Origin of the sequence: Verrucomicrobium sp. GAS474 (assembly GCF_900105685.1) — a bacterium.
Taxonomy (GTDB): domain Bacteria; phylum Verrucomicrobiota; class Verrucomicrobiia; order Methylacidiphilales; family GAS474; genus GAS474.
In genome coordinates this window covers 3,711,084-3,735,284 of record NZ_LT629781.1, presented here as the reverse complement: position 1 = coordinate 3,735,284, position 24,201 = coordinate 3,711,084, and the positions used below count along the sequence as shown (strand labels likewise).

Genomic DNA, 24,201 nt, shown 5'->3' with positions numbered 1-24,201 from the left:
CGCCCCGGTCCCCACAGGCCGGGGCGTCTTCGTTTCGGTTGACCCCGCCCCATCAGCATGAGCGACGCCACGTCCGACCTCGAGGCCGCCCGGATCGAGATGGAGAGCCTGTTCGGGGAGACCGCCATCCTCGACGGGGTGAGTCTCCCCGTCATCGTCCCCACCCAGGGCATCGCGCAGACTCTCGCGGCGGGTGCCTTCATCGACGGAAAAACGGGTGCCGTCAGCATTCGGAAGTCCCTCCTCGCCGCCGCGCCCATCATCGGGACCAGCAAGGCCACCGTCCGCGGATCGGATTGGCGCGTCGCCCGCGTCGACGCGAACCTCGTCACCTACGAGATCACCCTCCAGAGCCTCAACCGATGAGCATCACCCTCACGGTCGATACCACGCGGTACGCCGCCCTAGTTCGGGATCTCGCGAAGCGCACGGGACGAACCGTCCAGAAGGAACTCAAGGTGGCCGCCCGCGGGCTGTGCTGGGAACTCGCCAAGGCCATGCAGCCGTTCGGCATGGACGACAAGGCCAAAGGGCAGGGGGAGAGCGCCATCCGGCGCGACCTCTTCGGGAGCGGCCAGAAAGGCCTGACCTCGAGCACGGTGCGGCGGTTCGGCATCTTCAAGACCCTCCCCGACTCCATCATCGCCAACGCCACCGAGGAGGAGTCGACCACCGTCCAGATCTTCGCCAAGAAAAACGGCGAGGTCTACGGGACGGACAAGGAGCATTTCATGCGGAACCCCTCCGTCGGCGACCTGGACGCCATCCACCACAGCGCGTTCCGCGACGGCCGCATGAGCAGCGTGAGCGCCTTCGACCGGACGATCGGGCGATGGAAGTTCATCACCCGGACCGTCATCCCCGAGTCGAAGGGCGTGCAGATCCTCAACATGCTCGTCGCCCGCGTCGGCTTCGCCAAGGCGGGATGGGCGACCTGCGCCCGGATCATCGGTGATGCGGCCAACTCGACCCGCGATTTCCCCCGATGGGTGAAGCGGCACCGGGACGCCCCCGGAGAGGTCGAGGACCGGACCGACGACCCCAACCAGCCGACCCTCACCATCGTCAATAACATCAACTACACCCGCCGCGTCCTGAGCCAGCAGAACATGTCCATCGCCCTCAAGGACGCCGAGTACAAGCTCCGCGCCCGCATCCAGAACGCGATCGACCATCCCCCGAAATCGTCATGAGGAAATCCGCCACCGCCCACTCCGAGAACGCCTTCGCCGCGTTCCTGAAGAGCCAGGCCGCCACCGACCTCCTTTCCCCCCTGTCGTTCTATTCGGCCCAGAGCGGCCTCTTCACCGGCAGCCTCTTCACCTGGACCGTCCCCGGCAGCAACCCCCTCCAGCCGATCACGATGACGCTTCCCGGCGTCGTCATTCAGGCGACCAGCCCGATCCAGTACGGTTACGATTCTGGGAAGTTCGATCTCTCCCTCAAGGTCGGGGTGATGACGCAGGTCGACGACGCCTCGGCCATCTCCGGCGGCGTCGCCCTCCACCGGCAGCGCGTCGAGGCGCTGAGGGACATCATCGAGGAATTCACCGCCTCGACCTCCCCGCTGAACTGGACGGCCGGAGATACCGACCCCCGCGTGGTCCAGAACATCGCCGTCTCCTGCATCGTCTATAACGGGGAGATCGAATCGGAGACCGATCGAAGCCTGGTCACCGATATCAGCTACGACATCACCGTCGGCATCCTCTAGCCGGTTGACACGCCCGATTGGGCATGAGCAACAGCCAGTATCCCGTGGGGGCCGTCCAGAATTTCACGCTCCCCCTTCATACCGGATTCGACGTTACCAAGTTCCAGCCCGTCGACGGATACCAGGAGAACGAGTGGAATCACGACGTCAACGGCAACCGCCTCAACCGCATCGCCGTCGACGGAGGCGTGACGATCGAGGTTGAGGAAGTCGTCCAGCCCGGGACCGAGATCCCCCTGGAAAACACCGCCGTCAGCTTCACCAGCGTCGTCTCCGCCATCTCGACCCACGTCAGCGCGGGCAGTCTCGATCTGCTCATCATTTCCCCCGTCAAGCGCCTCGGCGATCCGGGAAAGACGATGAAGATCGGCTACACCGGCTTCAAGAACGACAACGTCCCCTAAGGCGTGAATGAGCCACGCCCCCAAATGCAGCGCATCGGAGGCGATCAGCGATAGCTTTCTCCACGGGGAGCATTTCCTCCTCGGGCGGGAGCTTCTGCCCTTCTCCCTGCGCCACTTCCTCCTCCTGAAGTCATTCGACTCCCCTGTCCTGCTCGGCGGCATGGTTGGCTTCAGGGACATCCAGCTCGCCGTCCGCGTCTGCTCGACCGGTTCGGACAAGGAGCTGCGCGATTCCCTCAAGCGCCCCTCCCTGCGCTGGAGGCTCTGGGAGCGGTACACCCGCTATCTGAACGTCTCCGTCTCGCTCAAGGCGTTCTCCGACTACTTCGACGACTACCTCCCTCCCTTCCCGTTCTGGCCCACGCCGGGACAGGGAGAGAGCCGTTGCGAGCCCTATGTCGTCTGCGCGGCCCGCCTCGTCGGGTCGGGCGCGGATCGGGACAAGGTCATGAACATGGGCCTCGGCGAGGTCGTCACGTGGAGCCTCGCGAAGATCGAGGCCGAGGGCCACGAACTCAAGACCCTCATGACCGATACGGAGGTCGAGATCCTGAGGAAGTACGACCGCATGGAAGCCGACGGCACCGCGCCTTGGCTGAAGAGGAAGGAGGCTGCGTGAGCGGCGACAACGTAAAAGTAAAAGTCGGAGGGGACATCTCCGAGGCGAACGCCGCGCTGGACGCCGCCGACCGAAAAGCGGAAGAGACCGGCCGGTCGATGCGGGAGAAGTTCGGAATCCAGGGGTTGAAGGGCGGCCCGAAGCTCAAGCGCCAGCTCGACGGCATTTTCAAGGACGCGAAGAACGCCGGAAGCGGCTTCGATCTGGCGGGCGACGCCTTGCAGCGCCTCGCGGGTAGCTTCCGCATGGCGCTCCCGCTCATGGTCGCGTTCACGGTCGGCGTGCAGGTTTTTAGCGCCATTAAAGGCTCGATCGACAAGGCGAACGAAACCGCGAAGGAACTCCGCGATTCCCTCGACAAGTTGAAGCAGATCGACGTCGATACTGCCTCCATCGATGAGCTCCAGAAGGCGATGAAAGACGCCCAGAAGGCCATTGACGACGCGCAAGCCAAACACGGCTTCTTGTGGGCGATCCTCCATGGGCGGGACGAAGAGGGCATCGTCTCCGAAGCAATCGATCAGGCTAAGCGCCTCAGCGATGCAGCCGCCGCTGCCATCGACAAGCAGACGAAGCAGATGCGGGACAAGGCTGCTGGATACTCAGAGGACGATGATGCCGACGCCATTAAGGCGAAATACGAGAAACAGATCGCCGATCTTACGCAATCCGGGCGGAAAACCATCAAGCACAAGGCCGCATACGATTCCGAGAGTGGCAACGAGATCAGCTCGGAATCCGTTGAGGAGGTCCAGACGAACGCCGATATCATTGCGTCCCTTCATCGGCAGATGGAGGAGAAGATCACCGAGATCCACCAACGCGCTTCGGACAAGCGGTCCAAGATCGACCAGGAGACCGCCGACAAGGTGGCGAAGCTGAACGAACAGGCCGCCGAGGAGCGCGAGCGGCGGGAGGAAGCGGAGATGACCAAGCCCGACCGGCTGAAGCATCTCCAGGACAAGATCGACGAAAGCAAGAGCGCCACCCTTGCAGCGGCCGATCCCGTCGAATTCGCCAAGCACCAGCTCGAAACGGAAAAGCTCATCACCGAGGAGCATCGCCTTCAGCTCGAAATCTCCAAGGAGGCCGCCGAGGAAATCGCCAAGGCCGCCGAGGTCGAGAAGAAAGCGCAGGAAGAGGCCGCCAAGGAGGCCGAACGGGCGGCGAAGGAGCGGGCCAAGCAAATCGAGGAGGAGGAGAAGACCCGGATCGAGGAGGCGAACGCCTTGGCGAAGTCGATCAAGGACGCCGAGAAGGATCTGAACGCCCCCTCCAAGCTCAACCTCACCGAGCGCGAGTGGCGTCAGCGCCAAGCCTCCCATGGCGGCTTGGTGTTCTCGGCCGGGGCGTTCGGCCAGGGCCTCGCCGAGCGGGCCGCCGGGGCGGGGGCTCATGACGGCCTCGAGGCCGCCAGGCAGCAGCGGGCCGAGCAGCTCAACCAGCTTCAGGCGATGAAGGGCCAACTCGAGATTCTCAACCAGAAACTGATGGGGGTGTCGTGAGCAACTCGATTTACCCCGCCTTCAACGGCCTCAGCCTTCAGGCCGAATCGACGACCGATGTCGACGTCGCCGGGATGGTGTCGCAAAACGCGATCTACAACGGCTCCCTGGAGGACATCCAGCGCCTCAACTGGAATATCGGCACGCCGCACCCCACCTACGCCTACGTCGGCATCGACACCTTCCGCATCACCTCCAAGCGCGGCGGGTGGGGGCAGATCGAGCTTCGCTACAAGGGCGCATTCGCCTTCGGCAGGCTCTACTACGCCCGGCAGAAAAGCCTCGTCACCATCCCCGTCCAGCAGGCTTCCAACTTCGCCCAGGTCGCCGGGTCGGCGGCGTCCCCGCAGAATGGCGCAATCTTCGATACGTCGACCAAGGCCTTCACCGGCTGGAAGAGCGGAAGCGCCTACGAGGGGCTCCTCACGCTCGACGCTACCAAGATCGTCGTCACCGAGACGAGCGTCACCGCCAGCCCCAAGGACGGCCCCTCCGTCGGCGGTCAGCCTGACACGATTCCCGGCCCCTACTCCGTCGGGAGCGGTCTCTTCATGGGCCCGTCGAATACCCAGATCGGCGGCATCTGCTACCGGAACGTCCTGACCTGGCAGAACATCCCCACTGCCGAGATCCCCATCGCCCATGAGTGACGAAGTCTCCATCAACGACCTCCCCGAGGCTCCGAACGACGGCGGCACCTACCTCGTCTCCGGGAAGCACCTCCGCGTCATCCGGGGCCTCTTCCAGAAGCTCTTCCGCGGGGACAACGTGTCCGTGTGCGGAGGCCTGGAGATCAGCAAGGCCGACGGCATGGGGTATTCCATCACCGGCCGCCCCGGCGGTGGCGGCGCGGGGACGCCCTGCTGGCTCGCGGGGGTCCAATACTGGACCTCCGCCGACGACCTCGAAAAGCTGAAGGCCTCCCTCGCCACCGATGACGATCCCGACCCCGACATTCGGAAGGTCCAGCCCGTCTTCGCGCAAACGAACATGAACCTCTCCCAGGATTTCTAATGGCCCAGACAACGCCCCCCACCTCCGGCGGCAACGGCGGCCTCGGCGGAACCGGCCTTGAGTCCGTGATCTGGCACGGCCGAGGCGAGCCCGGCTCCGGCCAGCCCAACGAGCACGCGGGCGAGCTGCAAAACTACTGGCTCCGGGTCGACCGCATCGCCGAATCCGATACGCCGCCGCTCGCCTCCGACATCTACGGCCGCCTCGATTTCCGCTACAACGGAACCGACGCGGTTCTCTATTCCGCCGTCTACGACAACGGCGGAGACCATCGGATCGACACCTTTCTCGACTTCGGCATGGGCAAGTTCACCCAAGTCCACGGCGACACGCTGGAGACCTCGGACGAGAAGGGGTATTGGTACCTCAGCTCCGCAAACGACCAACGCTTTCTCTCCCTCGACGCCCGGGACGCCTCCTTCTGGATCAACAACCAGATCGACGATTACTATTTCCTGGTCCACCAGAAAAAGCTCGTCGTCGCCAACCAGGGCGAGAGCACCTTCTGCCAGCTCGACGCCACCGACGGCTCCGCCTGGATCTACGGCGGAGGGCATGAGCACGGCATGGGAGGAGGAACGGTCTACGGAAGCGATATGGGCCACGCCAATTATGCCGCGTTGGGGGGCGCGGACGGGTCGGTCTATTGCTTCAGCCCCGCGTACTCGCAGATCATGCGGGCGGGGATTATATCGACATCCAATTCGGCTGGTACGTCCTACGCCGCCCTGAACGCCACCGATGGGTCGATCTACGCATACGATGCTACGGGATACAATTTCCTCTACAGGCGCGGCGACCTCAAACTTTATAGCAGTAACTTTGCCACCACGATTGAGCTTCAGGTCTTATCGACGGCATCCTCGTTTGAAATGTTTTCGCCCGATTCGGCGTCACATGCGGAAATGATCGTCAGCAATTCTCAGGTGGCCTTTCAGATGCTCGACGCATCCGGCGCGGGGTTAAACTATAACTCGACGGTCGGTAATTTTTCAGTTCTCAATGGGACGGGAGGTGTGGGTCAATATGCGGCGGCGACAGCATCTTTAAATGACGGATCGCACACGGGAACATGGTGGCCTAGCGGACTCACCCTCACCAATGGAACCGGAACTGTCTCGATCGATTGCTCTGACTTCACGGGGACGATGTCCGCCCAGCAAGTCACCCTCTGCGTCGACGGCGTGAGTAAGACGGCCTACTTCCTGATGACGACCCCGGCGTAATGGCGTTCGTCCTCCCCACTCCCGACGCGGACGGCCACTGCCCGACCTCCTGCTGCAAGCTTCCGGACGAGGGCTGCTCCCTCACGTTCACCTACGACAACGTGAACAGCGTCCAGGATGACGCCTTCGACATCCAACTTCAGAAGAACGATGGCACCTGGGTCACGGCAGGGAACCTGGACGGGGTTTGCAACGCCTACACCGACCATGCGGACGATCCCTGCGGTTGCGCTGGGGAGGACGTGAAGACCTTCACCTTCACCATCACGCAGGCCTTCCTCGGCGTCGACGGCTGCAAACCGTGCGCCATCAAGTTCCGCACGGTCATGACCGCCGATAATGGGTGCGGCACCTACGCCACCTTCACGATCACCGGCCCCTACGGAACCGGATTCGGAGGTTACCTCGGCGACGCGGGGACCATCGACATCTCCACCAGCTGCATTGCCCCCTCATGATGAAACCTCCGATCCGACGCGTCGGCGACAACGTCATCGTCTGCAAGGCCCAGCTTTCGGCCCAGCAGGGCAGACGCCAATCCTTCGCCCAGTCGGTCATCGCGGCGGCGACGCTCAACGAGGACGGCGATTACGTCCTGCCTCACGACAAGATGCTCGCCCTGATGCGCGTGAAGGTCACCACCAACCCGAAACCCAAGCGGGCGCAAGACGCCACCATTGCCGCCCGGGAGGCCATCTGCAAGGGATGCTCGTTCTGGGAACCCGCCGGATTCGGCAAATGCACGAAATGCATCACGTGCAGCGGCCGGGGGCTTCTGGTCCGCGCCTTCAGCAAGTGCCCTCTTCCGTCGCCGAAGTGGGGGCCGGAGTTGACTGGCGCGGAAGGCGTATGAGCAACGTGAAGGAAACGCCCTCGATCCCCAAGGAAAGCGAGTTGGTGTCGGTGGTGGTGCCCCGGAGGGACGTGCTGGCGGTCATCCAGTTCCTCAATCGCTCGCGGCTCGAGGGCCACGAGGTTCCCACCTTCGTCAACGTCATGGGGCCGCTTCATCGCGCCGCGCAGGGACCGGCCGCCCAAATCGAGGTGAAGTCCCCCGCCTAGACCGGGTTGACACCCCCAAAGTGACGTGCAGCTCTACTTCGACCTGAACGCCGGTTCGCTCGTTGTCGGGCCGCTGAATAACACCGCCGTCGCGAAGCTCGCCTTTAAGCGGGGGGACTCGCAAACCATCAGCCTCCAATTCTGCCGCGGGGGAAGCGTCGTCGACCTGGACGATACGGCCTCAACCGGCATCTTCGGCATCAAGGTCAAGGGGGACTACAATGGGGGGTACATCGTCTCCGACCTGGCTTGGGAAAAGGCCGGAGCGGGTGCAAGTGCCGTCTACACCTTCTCGCCGTCGTTCAATACGACCGAGCTAAACACCCTCATCGACAACGGAGGGCATCCGCTGGCCTCGGTGACCTGCATGGGGGAAATCCAGGTCCGCAGCACGGCGGGCCTCATTACTTCCTCGAATACCTGGGACGCCATCATTCTCGACGACGTGATCAAGGGGGACGAAGGCATTCCCACGGATGCCGAGCCTGTCTATCCCTCCCCGGTCGACATCCTCACCGTCTCCCTTACGGGCTCCATCGCCCTGGTCGTCGGCCAGCAGGACTACACTGCCGATCTCACCGCCCTGGGGTTGTCCAGATCGCCTCGCGCCCTCCTGACCCTCTCCCTCCCGACGGACGCCGACGACATCCGCGCCCATCGGAACAAGACCGCCACCACGGCCACCTCCCTTGCTATCCACCTTTCCGCCGCTCCCGAATCGAGCGAGTCGGGCGGATCGATCGATTACCTGCTCATTCCATGAAAAAACTCCTCCTCCTCGCCCTCCTGGGCGCCTCCGCCTGCGCTCACGCTCAGGACAAGGTCAACAGCCCCAACTTTCAGGGCGCTGCCCGAAGCAATCTCGACATGGGCGGCCACTCCGTCATCGGCGCAGGGGCGGTTTCCATTGGCTCCGGTTCCGGGGCGGTTTCCGTCTCGGCCTCCTCCGGCGGGCTGAACGTCAGCGGAGCAGGCGGAACCGGTGGAGTCACCATTCAGGGAAACACCTTCAACGCTGCCAACCAGCTTGTGAAGCTCGATGGTGGGGGCATGCTTTTGCCGCAGTTTCTTCCGAAGGCCACCAGTTCTATTCTGGGGGCTGTGAAGATCGGCGGTGGATTGGCTGTGGCGGGCGATGGAACCCTTTCACTGCCCGTGGCATCCGCCTCGGTCCTGGGCGGCGTCAAAATCGGTTCCGGCCTCGCAATCGACGGTAGCGCTATCCTCTCTTTGGACGCTTCGGCAACAACGCAGGGGAATGCGTTCAATGCGCCCGGAAAATTGGTCAAGCTGAACACCGACCAATACTTCATTTTCGAGGGCGACTCGATCACGGCGGGCGCGTTCGCAACACATCCCTTCTCCTATTATTTCGCCTCGATGTCCTTCGCGTCCGGGCGCGGAACGATCATTAATGATGCCGTTAGTGGGAGCACGATCTCTCCGGGGTCGGGATCGGGAAATAACGTATCCGATCGCTACAACTCCAACGTGAAGCCCTATCGCCCGTCAGCGAGCGGCGGAAGCGGTGGAGCGACCGCTTATCTGTTCCTCATGATCGGGACGAACGATATAGGGAATCTCGGTAATACCGGATCGCAGGTCATCACCGCCCTCGGCACCTACTGCGCCCAGGCGCGGAGCGACGGCTTCACGTTGGTGCTCTCCACGATCACGCCCCGGACGAGCGCCTACGGCTGGACAGCGACAATGGAGGGCTATCGTCAGCAGGTGAACAGCGCCATTCGTAACGGAACAATTCCCTGCGATATCCTGATTGATTACGCCGCCGCGCTCTCGAACCCAGCTGACACTGGGCTCTACTACGATGGACTCCACCCGCTCGACGCGGGGCAGCAGGTACTGGCGCGATATCTCAATGGCGTCATGGCTGGCAAAGGGGCGGGTGTTCCTGCGACGCCCGGCTACACGGACGTGCCTTTCGCAGGCATGAATTTCACCGGCCCCATCACGTTTCCGCAAAACTCCAAGTTAACGGACGGCAGCTCCAACACCCTCTCGTTTTTCTCTAGCGGGTCGATCCCTAGTGGCCCTTCTTTCGGCGTCTCGACGGCGAACGTTTATTTGGACGCCGCGGGGGGATCGAGTTCCGAAATCGGAATCGGCAAGAATCACACCGGGTCTAAAATCCTGCTCCGCGGGTATGAACTCAATGCCGACACCGAGCACGGAATGACTTTAAATAGCAACGTCATCGACGGCACTCCAATCCTTCACACGCTTTACACGGGAAATCCGATATTCGATATCATCGAGTCGCCATCCAATGAGGCTAATTCTTCCAGCGCCACGTGGCTCTGGTCGAACGGACATGCGCTCGCGCTTGATACATCGTCTGGCACGGATGCCTTCACTGTTAACAGCATCTATCATGGGCCGATCAACATGGGGCAGGCGCTCACGATCACGCCGTCCGGATCTGGGCCGACCTCTTGGACTAAAACCAACGGGAGTGACCTGACGGGTGGGGGTGGCGGCCTCGCTGTTTATAGTGGCGGAGGAAACCTGTATGGCATGCACCTCGGCGGAAACGCGGCGGGCTTCGCTACGGAGATTGTTTGGGCGTCCGGCCAGAACGGCGTCTCCTTCCGCCCCATTGCCACCGACGGCACGACGGGAAGCGTTGTTGCTGCGATTTATGGAAATGGTTTTGCCTCGTTCGGGGGGGACATGAATGACGGGGTCAACGCCCTCCAGGTGAATGGGACTATTAGGATCGGGTCATCCCCCCCCGCGAACGCCACCTCTTCCGGTGTTGCTGGTACGATTACCTGGGACTCGTCCTACATCTACGTCTGCACGGCGACGAACACCTGGAAGCGGGCCGCGCTTTCGAGCTGGTAGCCGCCCCTACCCCTAATTATGAGCTACGACGAATTAAAGGCCCGCCTCGACGCCCAGGACATCCTTCTTAACGAGATCAAGACGGCCGTGGTGGGAAACCCCGCATTCGGAACGACCGGCCTTGTTCTTCGCGTGGCCACCGTCGAGCGGGATGTGGCCGAGTTCCAGGGCGACAAGAAGAAAGTCATGGGGGCTGCCTTCGTACTTTCACTCCTGGGTACGGGCTTGATGGCCCTCATCGAGTGGGGCCTCCACCTGTTCAAGGACTAACGAGGATCGGTTGACAGGCGGCGAGGGGAGTATGAATCTCCTCCTTCGCCTCCTCATCCCGGTCCTCTTCGACCTGGTTTCCCCCGCCCTTGCGGCGTTCGGCCAGTGGCTCCGATCCCTCGGCGTCCACCCGGAGCACGTCGACCCCCTCATCCAGTTCGTCTCCGATCATTTCTCGGGCTGGGTCTTCATCACCGCGGGAGCCATCTACGCCGTGATCCACTCCGTCACGCTGCGGAAGAAGATCGTCGAATGGGTCCGGGCCAGGTTCTCCGGTCCTGGCACCAGCCCGGCGGCTGTCGTCCTCCTCTTCTCGGCCTCGCTCTTCGTCTCCGGCTGCGCGGAACTGACCAGCGCGGCGAAGTCGGCGGGCTCCACGGTCGAGAAAGCCGCGACGGTCGTAGCCGCCCTCCCCGCCTCGAACTTCGTCGCCACGGCCGCCGGGGACTACGCAGCCGGTCGCATTCTAGCGAACGTCCAGGGCAGCGGGACGGGGAAGATTGGCTCCCTCGTCACGGGAGCCCTCTACAAGATCACCTCCTCGACCGGCACCGTCGACACCTCCGATGCCTCGATCGCCGCCGCGAAGGCCGAGGGCAAGGCGGGCCTGAGCGACGCCGAGGTCGCTATCTACGACGCCATTTTCGACGCCACCGCCTCCGCCCTCAAGACCTTCCTAACGCAGTATCCGAACAGCTCCGCCCTCACCTCAGCGTTCCTCTACGGCATGGAGGTCCGGTTCAACGCCGGGAGCTAGGTCATGGTCATACCCGCCTGGCTCACTGCCCTCCTGCCGGAAGCCCTTAAGGCCTGGGCTGAGACGGCGGGCCTCATCAAACAGCGCGATACCGAGAGCAACACCCCGGCCATGATCCAGAACGCGCAGACCCTCCGCGAGGCCGCCGAGGTCGAGAAAGACAACGAGGCCGAAGCCAAGGCCATCAAGGGAGACGAATCCGATGCGCAATCTCGCCTGTCTTAGCCTCGCCTTGATCTTGGCTGGGTGCGGCACGGTCGCTCCGAAGCCCGTCCCCGCGCCGGAGACCCCCGCTATGTGGACCGAACCGCACGCCCCCGTCTTCGACGCTCAAGGAAAATGCGCCGGATACCGGGTCAGTGCCTACTACGTCACTCACTTCACCGACCTAGCGGCGACCTATGGCACCCGCTTTCATCCCGCCCTCAAGGGAGGCGAAGGGATGACGGCGACCGACACGGCGGGTTTCGTCACCGTCGATCGGGATCTTCAGAACATGAGTCTGGCGCGGTGGGCGCGGGAAGCCGCTAAGCCCTAGGTTGACTCGCCGCATTTGATGCGGGGGATGTCCCGTTCCGCAAGGCCGGGAAGGGTTTGCATGTTTCCCCTCCTTCCATCCCCCGCACCACTTTCATGCCGACCCCATCCGCCAACCGCATTCGGATCGAGCTGACGCAATACGGCCAGGGCAAGAGCGTCGGCGGTTGGGACTCCTACGAGGATGACGACACGAACAAGGGCCTGGCCTCCTTCGGCGTCCTGGTCGACGGGGAGACGCTCGCCATCACCCGCGCCATCGTCGCCTTCTTCCCCTTCCTGCGGCCGCGAGACATGATCCAGATCGAGAGGGAGGACGGCACGGTCCTTTTCGCGGGTCAGTACCTCGACCATGCGGAGTGGAACAACCCGGCCTTCACCGACTCAAAGAAGTGGGCGGCCAACTTCAAGCTAGCCCGCATCGATCGCTTCATGCGCCATTTCGATCCCACCCTCCCCGACGGCCTGAGCGAGCCGCTTTACGCCTCGATCCCGGCGCGTAGGGCGGGATTGGCTTAGGAATCTTTAATGACGTAGGAGTGGAGTGTCTTGTTTGGATACTTCACCAGCCCATCATCAATTGCATCAACGCGAACGGGCGCTAAAGTCCTCGCTTTGTTCTTCGGGTAGTTCTTGAGGAGTATCAGGCCTGTAGCACGTTCCCCCTTCAAAGATTTTGACTCTCGGTCTGAATCGGCTTTGGCGGTCTCGGCATCGCATTCCACAAGAACGCCGTCATCTTGCACTTGCATGATATTTCCTACGATCGCGTAGACCTTCTTCTCCTCAGCGGCGGGGAGAGGGGAGAGGTCTTCCGCATAGACTGCGGACGCCATGAGGAGGAAGGCGGCCAGCGGGCGAAGAAACTTCATGGGCGTATAGTGCTACAAGTTGGAAATTTGAACAAGCCATTAGCATGCGTATCGTGTAACCCTTTAAGGAAGGGATGCTCTAAACGAAAGAGCCACCAAAAAGCCAATCCATCAATTATCGGACGTAATGTGCTTAATATGCAATTCGTTATGATCCAAAAACCGCCCTTTCCTAAAGGGTAGGTCAGCGGTTCGACTCCGCTCGGGACCACCAGTTTTGATTTCAACGTTCTTCCTCTCAAAACCGATGCGCCCTTTTTCCGTTCTCCGATGCCTTTTGCTTTGCCTGGGGGCTTTTCTTTTACTGGGGGCCGACGCGGGGCGGGCGGAGGTGCCGGGGCAGGCGATTCCTTCCATCGCTTCGGACTATCCCCGGCTCTTGATGAGGCCGGCCGATGTGGCCCGGTTGAAGGAGCAGATCGTCGCCGATCCGGTCTCCCGCCGGCTTTCCGAGGTGCTGCTCCGGCGGGCCGACAAGCTTCTGACGACGCCCCTGCTCGTTCGCCAGATGCGGGGACGGCGTCTCCTCGATGTCTCGCGTGCGGCGGAGTCGCGGATCCTGGTTTTGGCGATGGCGGCGCGGTTGACCGATGATCCCCGTTACGTGGCGCGGGCGCGGGCGGAGCTTCTCAATGTCGCGGCCTTCGACGATTGGAATCCCTCCCACTTCCTCGACGTGGCCGAGATGTCCCTCGCGGTCTCCATCGGCCTCGATTGGCTGCACGACAGCCTTTCTCCCGCCGATCGGGCGCTTCTTTCGGAGGCCCTGCGGACGAAGGCGCTCCGGCCTTCCTTCGACGCGCCGGTGGGGCAGCTCTGGTGGATCACGGGGGATAACAACTGGTGCCAGGTCTGCCACGGCGGCCTCGTCGCCGCCGCGCTCGCGACGTGGGAGGACGATCCGGCGCTGGCCGAGTCGGTGATCCGGCGGGCGCGGGCGAACCTCGGCAAGGCGGCCCTTGCCGCCTATGCGCCCGACGGGGCCTATCCCGAGGGGCCGGGCTATTGGGATTACGGCACCACCTTCCACGTGATGCTGGTCTCCTCGCTCCAATCGGCGCTCGGGAGCGACCTCGGCCTCGCCGATTTTCCCGGCTTCGCGGTCACGGGCGATTACATGGCGCAGGTGACCTCGCCGACGGGGAAGTTCTACGACTACGCCGACAGTCCGACGGGACGGTCCCTCTCCCCGGCGCTGTTCTGGTTCGCGCGGCGGTTCGACCGGCCCTCGCTCCTCGACTGGGATCTGGCGCGGCTCGACGCGAACCTCGCGGCGTACGACAAGGGGAAGGCGGCGGGAGGGGATGACCGGTTCTTCCCCCTCGCGCTCCTCTGGTGGCAACCGGCATTCCAGGCGACCGCTTCCCGGGCTCAGGCGTGGCCGCCGACGAGCTGGCTGGGACGGGGGAACAACCCGCTTGCGATCCATCGCTCGGCGTGGGGCGACCCCCTCGCAGTCTATCTCGGATTCAAGGGCGGGAGCCCGAGCGGGAATCACGGGCACATGGACGCCTCCTCCTTCATCGTCGAGGCCGACGGGGTCCGGTGGGCGCTCGACCTGGGGATGCAGGATTACGAGACGCTGGAGAGCAAGGGGATCGCACTCTGGGAGGGCAAGCAGGGCGGCGGGCGGTGGACGGTCTTCCGCATCGGGGCGGCCTCGCACAACATCGTGGTCTTCGACGGGGGCGATCCGTTCGTGAAGGGGATGGCCTCGTTCGTCCGCTTCTCGGCGGCGGGGCCGATTCCCCATTCGGTGATCGACGTCTCGGCGCTCTGGCCGGGGCGGGTGAGCCGCTATTGGCGCGGCGCGGCCCTGCTCCCCGACCGCCGCGTCCTGCTGGAGGACGAGTGGACGACCGCCTCCGCCCCCGTCGCCCTCCGCTGGCAATGGCTGACGAAGGCGAAGGTGACGGTCGAGGCTCCCGACCGGGTCCGGCTGGAGCAGGAGGGGAAGACGGCCCGGCTCATCTTTCAACGGGAGGGAGGCGGAAAGGTCGACCTCGCCGTCACCGAGGCCGCCGCGCTCCAGCAGCCGTACGATGCGGAGAACAAGGATACCCGGCGTCTCGACGCCTCCTTCCCGAGCCCCGCCGGGGAGACGGGCCGTCTCCGCGTCTGGTTCGTCCCGGACAAGGCTCCCTTGCCGGGGACGGGCTTTGAGGAAGCCCTGCCCGCGTCGCTCGCGGCGTGGAGCGGGAATCTGCCCTAGCTTTTCCCTTACTTCATCCCGAGCGCGCGCTGGCGGTAGTGCTCGTCGGGGCGGCCGGAGATGCGGACGATCTGGTCCGGCGTCAGGAAGACCGGCCCGCCGAGGGCGGCGGCCTCGACGAAGATCTGCGCCGCCTTCTCGGCCATCAGCATCGCGGCGAGGACCGCCTTCGTCGTCGAGCCGAGGGTGATGATGCCGTGGTTCTCCAGCAGGACGACGCGGGGGGCGAGGCCGTGCTTCCCGATGAACTTCGTCGTCCCGTCGCGGATGACGACGGCGAGGGGGAGGCCGGGATCGGTGTAGGGAATGAAGACCGAGGCGGGGCCGCAGCAGACGACCTCGTCGGGGAAGAGCCGATTCTCGGCGAAGTCCCGCGCCCGGGGGGAGCAGAGGATCCCGTTGACGGTGGTGGCGTGGGTGTGGCCGACGAAGTCGACGCCGGGGAGGGTGAGGAAGTAGGCGTGAAAGAGGGCCTCGACGGAGGGCTTCCCCTGCTCCGGATTCACGCGGGCGGCGAGGAGGCGGTCGTCGATGGCGGTGTCGGAGAGGCCCTTCTCCTCGAGGAGGGGAAGGAGCGCGTCGAAGCGGCATTCGGTGAGGCCGTCGGGGCCGAGGGTGGCGAGGTTCTTCCCGCTCGATTTCACGACGAAGGAATCGGCACCGACGCGGGCCGAGGTGTTGCCCTCGCCCAACATGGCGAGGCCCCGCGCCTCGAGGCCGAGTTCATGCGACAGGGCGAGGATCTCTTCGATGCGCGTGCTCATCGGGTCAGATCGTACCACAGATCGAGACCTTGAGCCCGAGTTCTTTCATCGCGGCGGCCTTGGCATGGAGGCCCTTCTTCGCGCCCGCCTTGTCGGGGGCGTAGACGACCTGGATGTGGTTCGCCTTGTGGCGGGCCATCATCTGGTCCCGGCTGACGCCCTGGAGGACGGCGTGCATGATCGGCCACTGGGAGGTGGTGAGCTTCAGGCGATCGTCGGTCTCCTCCTGCGGGAGGGAGACGACCTCGGCGAGGCCGGTGTCGTAGTGGAGGGCGTCTCCCTCGACGAAGACGCGGCTCCAGACGACCCAGCCGGGCTTGCTGACGCCCTTCACGGTGCCGCCGCCGAGGCGGAAGTACATCGCGGGCTGACGCTCGCTGGTCGTCCCCTTCCACCCGCCGATGAGGTGGGCGGGGGGAACCGCCCCGGAGATCTCAAAGACCCAGACGTAGGCGTCGAGGGCCTTCCCCGCGCCGTCCTTGCCCTGGTAATGGCGGGCCCAGCGGAGGTCGTGAAGGGTGTTCTCGGGCTCGAAACCGGGGCCGAGTTTCTTCCAGAGCTGGTAGGTGACCAATCCGTCGAGGCCGGCGCATTCGTCGACTTCGTTGAAGTGGGGGAGCGCCTCGCGCTTGAACAGCTCGGTCCGGGTTCCCTCGCGATAGACGGGAGGCCGGTCGACATTGTTCAGCGTTCCCTCGACGAGGTCGGAGGCGGGGAGGAGGTCCTTCAGGCCCTGCTGGTACTGGATGCCGACGGTGGCGCAGCCGAAGTCGTCGGCGATGCGGACGGCGGCGATGTAGGTCTTCGCCTGGAGGAGGACCTGGTTCTCGGTGAGGTCGGTCTCCTCGTCCTTTCCGAGCTGGAATTTCATCCCCTTGTCGAGCCACCACCGGTAGACGGCGCGGGCCTCGGCGTCGGTGACGGTGAGGGTCCGGGCGTAAAGGGCCGACTGGCTGAGCCGTTCCTTGAAGACGCCGGTGGCGTGGAGGAGGTGGTCGGGAATGATGGCGTTGTACATCCCCATGCAGCCCTCGTCGAAGATGCCCATGATCTGCTGCTGCTCGCGGAATGCCTTCGCGAATTTCGTGCCGAGGGCGGTGGCGGAGGCCGGAGCGGTTTTCTCGCTCCACTTCGCGACGTGGGAGGTGTCGTGCCTCACCTTGCCGGTGGTGAGCCAGCTGCGGAGGTTCTTCAGGAACTTGGCGTCCGAGGCGAAATCCTCGCTCCAGAGGGTGCTGTAGGGGACGCCCTGCTTCGTGAGGCTGCCGTTGAGGTTGAGCATGCCGACGAGGCCGGGCCAGGTGCCGCTCCAGTTCGCGACGGTGAGGATCGGGCCGCGATGGGCGGCGAGGCCGGGGAGAAGGTGGTGGCTGTATTGCCAGACCGCCTCGGCGACGATGACGGGGGCCTCCTTCGGGATCAAGCGGAAGACCGCCATGCCGTACTTTTGGCTGTCGATGAAGCCGTGGCCCTTGGCCTTGTCGAAGCCGTGGGCGCGCTTCACGGCGTGGCCTTCGGCCTCGATCGCGGCGACGAGGCTCGCTTCGAGCCCGGCCTGGGCGGCTTCGCACTTCTGGTTGGCGCTGGCGCGGAGGTCTCCGTTGGCGACGAGGTAGACGAGTTTCTTTTTCATGGGGCGGAGGGTCATTGATTGGCTTGATTTGCTGAGTTCTTGAGGGAGATGAGCTCTTTCATCACGGTGGAAAGGTCGACGCCCGGGGCAACGCCGCCGAAGGCGTCGTGGAGGCGGAGGTAGAGGGCGTAGAGGTGGTCGTAGGCGGCGGCGTGCGCGGGATCGGGAAGGTAGGAGAAGGGCTTCACCGAGGTCATTGCCCGCTGGGCGGCGGGGAAATCGGCGTGGCCTCCCTTTGCGGGACCGGCGAGGACCGCCGCGGCGACGGCGGCCCCCAGCGCGCAGGCTTGCCCCGATCCGGCGACCTGCATGGCGCAGCCCGTCACGTCGGCATAGATCTGCATGAGGAGGGGGTTTTTCTCCGCGATGCCGCCGCAGCAGACGATCCGCCCGACGGGGACGCCGTATTGCCGCAGGCGCTCGATGATCACGCGGGCCCCGAAGGCGGTGCCCTCGATCAGGGCGCGGTAGACTTCGGCCGGGGTCGTGTAGAGGGTTTGCCCGACGAGGAGGCCGGTGAGCATCGGATCGACGAGGACGGTGCGGTTCCCGTTGTTCCAGTCGAGGGCGAGGAGCCCGCTCTGGCCGGGGCGCAGGGCGGCGGCCTCCGAGGCGAGGCTGGCGTAGAGGGCGTCGTTCCCCTTGCAGAAGCCCTCGACGAACCATTTGAAGATGTCCCCGACGGCCGATTGGCCCGCCTCAATCCCGTGGTGGCCGGGAAGGATCGCGCCGGGGACGATGCCGCAGATCCCGGGAATATCGGCGACCTGCTTCGTGGCGGGGACGACGGCGCAATCGCAGGTCGAGGTGCCGATCGCCTTCACGAGGGTTCCCTCCTCGATGCCCGATCCGATCGCGCCGTAATGGACGTCGAGTTCCCCGATGGCGATCGGAATGCCGGCGGGGAGGCCCAATTTCTCGGCCCAGACGGGGCAGAGCGTTCCGGCGGGCTGGGTGGCGTCATGGGCCTTCGCGTCGATGCGGTCCCGCAGCGCGGCGAGGGAGGGATCGAGGAGGGCGAGGAATTCCCGATCGGGGAGCCCGCCCCATTCGTCGGAGTAGAGGGCCTTGTGCCCGGCGGCGCAGATGCCGCGCCGGACCTCCCGGGGGTCGGCGATCCCGGCGAGGACGGAGGGAATGTAATCGGCCAGCTCGATCCAGCTGTGGGCGGCGGCGAAGACCTCCGGTGCGGTCCGTTGGCAGTGCCAGATCTTCGACCAGAACCACTCGGAGGAGTAGGTGTTGCCGCATTTCGCGATGTACCGGGGGCGGTGGAGGGCGGCGAGGCGGGTGATCTCGGCGGCTTCCCAGTGAGAGGTGTGGTCCTTCCAGAGCCAGCATTGCGCGGCGAGGTTTTCCCTCCACTGCGGATCGAGGGCGAGGGGGACGTTCCGGGCGTCGACGGGGAGGGGGCTGGATCCCGTGGTGCCGACGCCGATGCCGATGATGCGGTCGGGGGAGAAACCGGAATGGGCCTCTTGGGTTTGGGCGAGGGAGATCGCCTGCCCGATGCACTGTTCGAGGCCGAAGAGGTAATCCCCGGGATGTTGCCGGGCGAGGAGGTGGTTCTTCGGATCGAGGAGGACACCCTGGCGTCCGCCGGGATAGGGAACGACGGCGGTCGCGATTTCCTTCCCGTCGGCGGTCGCGACGATGAGGGCGCGGACCGAATTGGTCCCGTAATCGAGTCCGAGGGCGTAGTGCATGAAAGGGGGAAGAACGGGTGGAAAGTGAAAGCCGGAGGCCGATTGCGAGTGACAAGATTGTACCCGCTGCGGCACGCTTTTGTCTGTGTCCGATCCTGGCAGTTTTGTATCTAAAAATGATCCTCCTCTCCTGCGGGGAGGGGTTAATCCTCGGCGACTCCATCTCCACGAGTTCGATCGCTGGGGGGCGGGGAACTTCCAGCTTCACGAGATCGGCTATCTTCCCCTCGGCCTCCGGTGGCATTACGACCGGCTCTGCAATCCGTTCTGGCGGTTTTATTACAACTCAAAGCCCGGGAGCTATATCGAGATGGGGGGGGAGCGCCATCGACTCGAACCCGACCAGGTGATGGTGATTCCGGACAACACGCTGTTCAACAGCCGGGGCGCTCCGGGCGTGCCCCATCTTTGGATTCATTTCTCGCCCCCGCTGACGGCCCGCTTCGTCGCGGAGCGGTTCACGCTCCCCCTGAGCGCGGCCCTGGCGGCGACCATCGGGGAGTTGCAGGAGCAATGCCTCGGTCCGCGCCAGACGCGGGTCGAGCGGCAGCGGATCTTCCATGCCGGGCTCGCGGTGATCCATGCCTGCTTCAGCCGATCCCCGTTGGGGCAGGAATCGCCCTTTCCCCCCGCGCTCGGGCTGATCCTGGAGGGGATCGAGCGCTCCCTCGGCCAGCCTCAGCCGAACGGGGAGCTGGCGCAGCGGGCGGGGATGAGCGTCGAGGGCTTCGGCCGGTGGTTCCGCCGCCATCTGGGGATCACCCCGGCGCGGTATGTGACGCGGCGGCGGGTGCGCGAGGCGTGCCGCCTCCTGGCGCTGACCGATCTATCGATCGAGGCGGTGGCCGAAAACGTCGGCTTCGCGAACCGGCACCATTTCAGCCGGGTCTTCCACGAGAACGCGGGCCGTTCCCCCGCCCAGTTCCGGCGGGAGCATGCGGAGCGGGTCAGTTAGCCGCGCCGTCGCGGAAGAGGGATCTACATCCCGCCGGTGAAGACGGTGTGGATCATGTTCAGCGGGATGTTGATCAGGGAGGTGACGAGGCCCGGCTTCCCGATGTGGGAGGCGACGAGGACGCCGTCGTGGAACTGGAGCTCGACGCTCTTGTCGATGAGGAGTCCCCGTTCCAGGTTGAAGGCGAGGAGCGAGCGTTTGTCGGGAACGCAAAGCAGGATCTCCTGGTCCCCGAGCGCCGCGTTGCCCGTGCGGAAGGTGAGGGTGAGGGGGACGACGGGGCGGAAGAGGATGCCGGAGTATTGATCGGCGACGACGGGGGCGGCGGGATCCCGGGTCCCGGTTTGCATCGCCTTCGGGTCGGGCTTGGCAGAGGAAGCCGCCAGGGCCGGGGTGATGTCGAGGCGGATGCCGCGGCGGCCCAATTCCCGCCGCACCGCCGCCACCTGGGCCGCGTTGAAGGGATCGAAGCGGTAGGTGAAGGGGACGGCGTCCCCGGCCGGTTCCGCTCCGAAGTCGAGCGGCACGGGGGCCATCTGCGCGATGGTGAGGGCGGCGGGGGCACCCTTGCCGAGCGTGGCCGAGGTCACGGTGTCGAGCAGGGCTTTGTCGTTCACGATCAGCCGGGTGTCGCTGTCGAGGAAGACGTTTTCATCGGGCCTGAAAAAGAACCGCATCGTCCGGTCGGGCCGGAGGTCGACGGCGGCGGTGAGGGTGAAGTCGCCCTTGTGGACGGTCGGCTGGTCCTTCACGTCCCGGTCGGCAGGCTCGACGAGGCCGGAGAGGACGATCGTCCCCTCCGGGATATAGTAATAGGTCCCGTTCACCAGCCCGTTCCGGGCGGAGACGTCGGAGGCCGAGGTGTTGAGGCTGGTCGCCGTCGTGCAGCCCAGGAAGGCGAGGCACGGGGAAAGAACAAGAAGGGTGAAGAGAGCGGAAAAGGCGCGCACTCCCCATCTTACATGCGTTCCCGCGGAACGCAAAAAAGGGGAGGCGCGCCCGTGTCCGGAGGCGGGGCCTAGCGGTATCCGGCTTCGCCCGCCTTGTGGAGGGAGAGGCCCTTGGAGACGATCTTCTCGCACGCCTGCTCGACGGGGATGTTCGGGGCGGAGTCGATCCACTTGCTGCCCTCGGGCTTGGCCCAGGAGACGGCGTTGCGGATGACGCGGCGGACGTTCTTGTCGAAGTACGTCGGGTAGGTCTCGTGGCCGGGGCGGAAGTAGAAGATCTTCCCGTTGCCGCGCTTCCAGGTCGCGCCGGAGCGGAAGACCTCGCCGCCTTCAAACCAGCTGATGAAGATCATCTCGTCCGGGGTCGGGATGGCGAAGGGCTCGCCGTACATCTCCTCGTTCGCGAGCTCGAAGTGGCGGTCGATCCCCTGGGCGATGGGGTGGCCAGGATTGCAGACCCAGAGGCGCTCCCTCTCGCCCGCCTCGCGCCACGTCAGGGAGCAGGTGGTGCCGAGGAGTCGGCGGAAGATCTTCGCGTAGTGGCCGGAGTGGAGGACGATGAGGCCCATCCCCTGGAGGACGCGCTGCTGGACGCGGTCGACGATCTTGTCGTCGACCTGCCCGTGGGCGCAATGGCCCCACCAGGTGAGGACGTCGGTCTGCTCGAGGACGGCCTCGGTGAGGCCGTGCTCGGGCTGGTCGAGGGTCGCGGTGCGGACCTCGATCTCGTCGGTGCCGGACGTTTCGCGGAGGCCGGCGGCGATGCATTCGTGCATCCCCATCGGGTAGACCTGGGCGACGGCGGCGTTCTTGTGTTCGTGGACGTTTTCGCCCCAGACGGTGATGCGGAGTTTGTTGCTCATAATGAGGAGTGGAGGGTTAAGGGAGGGTTCCGTGATTGGGCGCCATTAAGCGTACTTGGGGATCGAGACTTCCTTGTTCACGGCGCTCGAGGTCATGATGCCTTCGAGGATCGCGATGACGGAGAGGGTCTGCTCGACGGGAACCGGCGAGGGCTTGTCGTTGCGGATGGCGTCGGCGAAGGCGAGGATCTCCTCGGTGTGGGCGGGCTTCACGCCCGGCTTCGGCTGGATGACGCCGTCGATCAGGGAACGGTTGATCGCGGTGTAGAACTTCCCCGTCGGCCAGGTGACGGAGGCCTTCTTGCCGAGGAGGGTGGCGTTCCAGTCTTCCTTCTCCTGGTGCTGGAGCCAGCTGGCCTCGAGGGCCATCGTCGCGCCGTTGTCGAAGTGGACGTAGCCGGAGGCGAAGTCCTCGACCCCGTACATCTTCCGGTCCCACTCGCCCCAGGCGCCGGGGATCTCGTGGCCCTTGGCGAAGTTCGTCAGGGCGCGGCCGCTGACGCGGACGGGGCGGGGGAAGCCCATGAGCCACATGGCCGTGTCGAGGGCGTGGACGCCGATGTCGAGGCAGGGGCCGCCGCCGGAGAGCTCGGGGTTGATGAAGCCGGGGCTGGTGGGGAGATGGTTACGCCGGGTGGCGTTGACGCGGGCGTGGTAGACCTCGCCGAGGGCGCCGGTGTCGACCCACGCCTTGATTGCCTGGGAATGCTCGCCGAAGCGGCAGTGCTGGGCGGTCATCAGGATCTTCTTGGCGGCCTGGGCGGCCTTCTGCATCTGGAGGACTTCCTTCACCGTGGTGGCGAGGGGCTTCTCGCACATGACGTGCTTGCCCGCCTTCAGCGCGGCGAGGACCATCGGGGTGTGGAGCTTGTTCGGCGTGCAGATGTCGACGGCGTCGAGGCCCTTCATCTTCACGAGGTCCTTGTAGTCGTTGAAGACGTGGGGAATCTGGAACTTGTCGGCCAGCTTCTGGGCGGCGATCGGGTTCACGTCGCAGACGGCGACGACTTCGCAGTCGGGAACGGCGAGCCAGCCGGGGTTGAGGTGGGCGCCCTGGACGATGCCGCCCGCGCCGATGAGGCCGATCTGGAGTTTCTTGTTCATGGGGGAGGAGTGGGGGGTGATGGGGGTATTGGTGATTATTGAACTTTTACGCTGCTGCGATTTTGCCGAGATTAGGCCAGAATAAGGCTTTGGATCAGCGGTTCAATCGGCTTTACTGGGATAAAAGAACAGAATAATAGGATTTTTCCGTCATGCCCTCCGACACCTCCTTCCATCGGGCCGCCGCCCGCGACGAGGCCGCTCTGCGCCGGGAGACGGCGGCATTGCTGGGCCGCTGGGCGGGGACGCTCCAGCGGGGGCGGCTCCGCTCCCACCTGCCGCGCCGGGCGGGGCTGATGCGCTTCGCCGCCGACATGCCGTTCCACCTGAAGCCCGAACTCTTCCTCCAGGTCTCGGGCTCGACGACGTTCACCTTTCCCGAGCAGAGGATCCGGGTGGGGCCGGGGGAACTGTGCCTCGTCCCCTCGGGCCTGCCCCACCGGGAACGGGGCCGGGACGACGTCGACGGGACGCCGTTCTGCAACCTCGTCTTCGCCTACCAGGAAGGGGAGTTCCGCTTTCATCTGGCGCGGCTGGGGAAGGGGGGGAAGCCCTTTATCGCGATCGCGAGCCGGGCCGAGACCGGGCGGCCCGCCGACGCGGCCCGCCTCGCCCTCCTGCTGGAGCCGCTCCCCGATTGGGGGGAGGAAAAGGGGCGGGACTGGGAGTGGGCGGTGCGGGGGGCGCTCCTCGCCCACCTCGCCCTCCTCGGGGCGGCGCTCCGCCATGCGGGGACCGTTCCGGCGGTCCCGACGGAGCCGCTCCGGGTCGCCCAGGTCCGTCGGCTGGTGATGCAGAACCTCGCCCGGCCCGAGCTTTCGGTCGGCTGGATCGCGCGGACCCTCCAGAGCAGCCCCGATTACCTTTCCCGCCTCTTCCGGTCGGTCACCGGCATCGCGCTCGCCTCCTACCTCGACACCCAGCGGATGGCCCAGGCGCGGGCCCTGCTGGAGACCTCGACCGAAAACATCGCCCAGGTGGCCCGGGCCTGCGGGTACGACGATCCGGGCTATTTCTCCCGCCGCTTCCGCAAGAGCCAGGGCGTCACCCCCCGGGCCTACCGGCGGGCGGCGGGGCGGCGTTGAACGGGAACAAAGCCGGGGCCAGGACCCCGTTTGAGTCCGGTTGACTCGTTTCCCAATTGCCCCTAGAGCCTGTCCTGCACTTTG

29 protein-coding genes and 1 tRNA gene are annotated in these 24,201 nt (G+C 64.9%); 23 read left to right on the top strand and 7 right to left on the bottom strand.

All coding sequences use genetic code 11. The features are described from left to right. The first annotated feature begins 57 nt into the window (after positions 1 to 57). The 19 genes from BLU04_RS15935 to BLU04_RS15845 all read left to right on the top strand — a co-directional run bounded on the left by BLU04_RS15935 (position 58) and on the right by BLU04_RS15845 (position 12,492). Positions 58 to 366, top strand: coding sequence for a hypothetical protein (locus tag BLU04_RS15935; RefSeq protein ID WP_093288276.1), 309 nt, complete (start codon positions 58 to 60; stop codon positions 364 to 366). Beyond that, entirely contained in the window at positions 363 to 1,193 is an 831-nt protein-coding gene (locus tag BLU04_RS15930) for a hypothetical protein (RefSeq protein WP_093288273.1), read from the top strand. Before BLU04_RS15935 ends, BLU04_RS15930 begins: the two co-directional genes overlap by 4 nt. Next, a complete protein-coding gene (locus tag BLU04_RS15925) occupies positions 1,190 to 1,714 on the top strand; it encodes a hypothetical protein (protein WP_093288269.1) in 525 nt (174 codons plus the stop codon). The genes BLU04_RS15930 and BLU04_RS15925 overlap by 4 nt, the downstream gene beginning before the upstream one ends. Positions 1,715 to 1,737: 23 nt before the next feature. After that, positions 1,738 to 2,118, top strand: coding sequence for a hypothetical protein (locus BLU04_RS15920; RefSeq protein WP_093288266.1), 381 nt, complete (start codon positions 1,738 to 1,740; stop codon positions 2,116 to 2,118). A gap of 7 nt (positions 2,119 to 2,125) precedes the next feature. Beyond that, on the top strand, positions 2,126 to 2,737 hold the full coding sequence (locus tag BLU04_RS15915) for a hypothetical protein (protein WP_093288263.1): 612 nt from the start codon (positions 2,126 to 2,128) through the stop codon (positions 2,735 to 2,737). Continuing rightward, on the top strand, positions 2,734 to 4,242 hold the full coding sequence (locus BLU04_RS15910; protein WP_093288260.1) for a hypothetical protein: 1,509 nt from the start codon (positions 2,734 to 2,736) through the stop codon (positions 4,240 to 4,242). Before BLU04_RS15915 ends, BLU04_RS15910 begins: the two co-directional genes overlap by 4 nt. Further along, a complete protein-coding gene (locus tag BLU04_RS15905; RefSeq protein ID WP_093288257.1) occupies positions 4,239 to 4,892 on the top strand; it encodes a hypothetical protein in 654 nt (217 codons plus the stop codon). Before BLU04_RS15910 ends, BLU04_RS15905 begins: the two co-directional genes overlap by 4 nt. After that, entirely contained in the window at positions 4,885 to 5,256 is a 372-nt protein-coding gene (locus BLU04_RS15900; RefSeq protein WP_093288254.1) for a hypothetical protein, read from the top strand. Before BLU04_RS15905 ends, BLU04_RS15900 begins: the two co-directional genes overlap by 8 nt. Next, positions 5,256 to 6,482 (top strand): hypothetical protein, encoded by a 1,227-nt coding sequence (locus tag BLU04_RS15895; protein ID WP_093288251.1) that lies wholly within the window; start codon positions 5,256 to 5,258, stop codon positions 6,480 to 6,482. The genes BLU04_RS15900 and BLU04_RS15895 overlap by 1 nt, the downstream gene beginning before the upstream one ends. After that, positions 6,482 to 6,940 carry a hypothetical protein gene (locus BLU04_RS15890; RefSeq protein WP_093288248.1) on the top strand — a complete coding sequence of 153 codons (459 nt, stop codon included), beginning with the start codon at positions 6,482 to 6,484 and terminating at the stop codon, positions 6,938 to 6,940. The genes BLU04_RS15895 and BLU04_RS15890 overlap by 1 nt, the downstream gene beginning before the upstream one ends. Then, positions 6,937 to 7,335, top strand: coding sequence for a hypothetical protein (locus BLU04_RS15885; RefSeq protein WP_093288245.1), 399 nt, complete (start codon positions 6,937 to 6,939; stop codon positions 7,333 to 7,335). Before BLU04_RS15890 ends, BLU04_RS15885 begins: the two co-directional genes overlap by 4 nt. Further along, complete coding sequence (locus tag BLU04_RS15880; protein WP_093288243.1) at positions 7,332 to 7,544, top strand: hypothetical protein; 213 nt, start codon at positions 7,332 to 7,334, stop codon at positions 7,542 to 7,544. Before BLU04_RS15885 ends, BLU04_RS15880 begins: the two co-directional genes overlap by 4 nt. Before the next feature lie 25 nt (positions 7,545 to 7,569). Beyond that, positions 7,570 to 8,307 (top strand): hypothetical protein, encoded by a 738-nt coding sequence (locus BLU04_RS15875; protein ID WP_093288240.1) that lies wholly within the window; start codon positions 7,570 to 7,572, stop codon positions 8,305 to 8,307. Further along, positions 8,304 to 10,409: a GDSL-type esterase/lipase family protein gene (locus BLU04_RS15870; RefSeq protein ID WP_093288237.1), complete on the top strand. Its 2,106-nt coding sequence runs from the start codon at positions 8,304 to 8,306 to the stop codon at positions 10,407 to 10,409. Before BLU04_RS15875 ends, BLU04_RS15870 begins: the two co-directional genes overlap by 4 nt. Before the next feature lie 18 nt (positions 10,410 to 10,427). Further along, entirely contained in the window at positions 10,428 to 10,679 is a 252-nt protein-coding gene (locus tag BLU04_RS15865) for a hypothetical protein (RefSeq protein ID WP_093288236.1), read from the top strand. Between the two features lie 31 nt (positions 10,680 to 10,710). Further along, entirely contained in the window at positions 10,711 to 11,436 is a 726-nt protein-coding gene (locus BLU04_RS15860; RefSeq protein ID WP_093288233.1) for a hypothetical protein, read from the top strand. A gap of 3 nt (positions 11,437 to 11,439) precedes the next feature. Further along, on the top strand, positions 11,440 to 11,661 hold the full coding sequence (locus BLU04_RS15855) for a hypothetical protein (protein ID WP_093288230.1): 222 nt from the start codon (positions 11,440 to 11,442) through the stop codon (positions 11,659 to 11,661). A 70-nt stretch (positions 11,662 to 11,731) separates the two neighbouring features. Next, complete coding sequence (locus BLU04_RS15850) at positions 11,732 to 11,974, top strand: hypothetical protein (RefSeq protein WP_157895420.1); 243 nt, start codon at positions 11,732 to 11,734, stop codon at positions 11,972 to 11,974. A 95-nt stretch (positions 11,975 to 12,069) separates the two neighbouring features. Continuing rightward, positions 12,070 to 12,492 carry a hypothetical protein gene (locus BLU04_RS15845; RefSeq protein WP_093288225.1) on the top strand — a complete coding sequence of 141 codons (423 nt, stop codon included), beginning with the start codon at positions 12,070 to 12,072 and terminating at the stop codon, positions 12,490 to 12,492. Here the strand turns inward: BLU04_RS15845 and BLU04_RS15840 are convergent. Next, the gene (locus BLU04_RS15840) at positions 12,489 to 12,845 is read right to left on the bottom strand and encodes a hypothetical protein (RefSeq protein WP_093288222.1); all 357 of its coding nucleotides are present in this window, start codon (positions 12,843 to 12,845) and stop codon (positions 12,489 to 12,491) included. The two genes, BLU04_RS15845 and BLU04_RS15840, sit on opposite strands and share 4 nt — an antisense overlap. A 146-nt stretch (positions 12,846 to 12,991) precedes the next feature. On the opposite strand from BLU04_RS15840, the gene BLU04_RS16685 reads away from it, so the two are divergent. Together BLU04_RS16685 and BLU04_RS15835 are read left to right on the top strand one after the other, a co-directional pair. Next, positions 12,992 to 13,059 (top strand) — tRNA-Arg (locus BLU04_RS16685). Between the two features lie 168 nt (positions 13,060 to 13,227). Then, positions 13,228 to 15,057: a heparinase II/III family protein gene (locus BLU04_RS15835; RefSeq protein ID WP_157895419.1), complete on the top strand. Its 1,830-nt coding sequence runs from the start codon at positions 13,228 to 13,230 to the stop codon at positions 15,055 to 15,057. Between the two features lie 8 nt (positions 15,058 to 15,065). Here the strand turns inward: BLU04_RS15835 and BLU04_RS15830 are convergent, their stop codons facing one another. The 3 genes from BLU04_RS15830 to BLU04_RS15820 are packed head-to-tail and all read right to left on the bottom strand — an operon-like array spanning position 15,066 to position 19,160. Beyond that, on the bottom strand, positions 15,066 to 15,821 hold the full coding sequence (locus tag BLU04_RS15830; RefSeq protein ID WP_093288218.1) for a class II aldolase/adducin family protein: 756 nt from the start codon (positions 15,819 to 15,821) through the stop codon (positions 15,066 to 15,068). Between the two features lie 4 nt (positions 15,822 to 15,825). Then, positions 15,826 to 17,454 carry a fucose isomerase gene (locus BLU04_RS15825; protein ID WP_093288741.1) on the bottom strand — a complete coding sequence of 543 codons (1,629 nt, stop codon included), beginning with the start codon at positions 17,452 to 17,454 and terminating at the stop codon, positions 15,826 to 15,828. A gap of 11 nt (positions 17,455 to 17,465) precedes the next feature. After that, positions 17,466 to 19,160, bottom strand: a complete 1,695-nt coding sequence (locus BLU04_RS15820) for a ribulokinase (RefSeq protein ID WP_093288216.1) — start codon at positions 19,158 to 19,160, stop codon at positions 17,466 to 17,468. A gap of 85 nt (positions 19,161 to 19,245) precedes the next feature. On the opposite strand from BLU04_RS15820, the gene BLU04_RS15815 reads away from it, so the two are divergent. Further along, complete coding sequence (locus tag BLU04_RS15815; protein WP_157895418.1) at positions 19,246 to 20,115, top strand: helix-turn-helix domain-containing protein; 870 nt, start codon at positions 19,246 to 19,248, stop codon at positions 20,113 to 20,115. Positions 20,116 to 20,138: 23 nt separating this feature from the next. On the opposite strand, the gene BLU04_RS15810 is transcribed toward BLU04_RS15815, so the two are convergent. From BLU04_RS15810 to BLU04_RS15800, 3 genes are all read right to left on the bottom strand, one after another. Beyond that, complete coding sequence (locus BLU04_RS15810) at positions 20,139 to 21,065, bottom strand: hypothetical protein (RefSeq protein ID WP_093288211.1); 927 nt, start codon at positions 21,063 to 21,065, stop codon at positions 20,139 to 20,141. A 68-nt stretch (positions 21,066 to 21,133) separates the two neighbouring features. Then, on the bottom strand, positions 21,134 to 21,928 hold the full coding sequence (locus BLU04_RS15805) for a ThuA domain-containing protein (protein WP_093288209.1): 795 nt from the start codon (positions 21,926 to 21,928) through the stop codon (positions 21,134 to 21,136). A 45-nt stretch (positions 21,929 to 21,973) separates the two neighbouring features. After that, positions 21,974 to 23,032 carry a Gfo/Idh/MocA family oxidoreductase gene (locus BLU04_RS15800; RefSeq protein ID WP_093288206.1) on the bottom strand — a complete coding sequence of 353 codons (1,059 nt, stop codon included), beginning with the start codon at positions 23,030 to 23,032 and terminating at the stop codon, positions 21,974 to 21,976. Between the two features lie 152 nt (positions 23,033 to 23,184). Here BLU04_RS15800 and BLU04_RS15795 point away from each other — a divergent pair, with 152 nt between their 5' ends. Continuing rightward, on the top strand, positions 23,185 to 24,117 hold the full coding sequence (locus tag BLU04_RS15795; RefSeq protein WP_093288204.1) for an AraC family transcriptional regulator: 933 nt from the start codon (positions 23,185 to 23,187) through the stop codon (positions 24,115 to 24,117). The last annotated feature ends 84 nt before the right edge of the window (positions 24,118 to 24,201 follow it).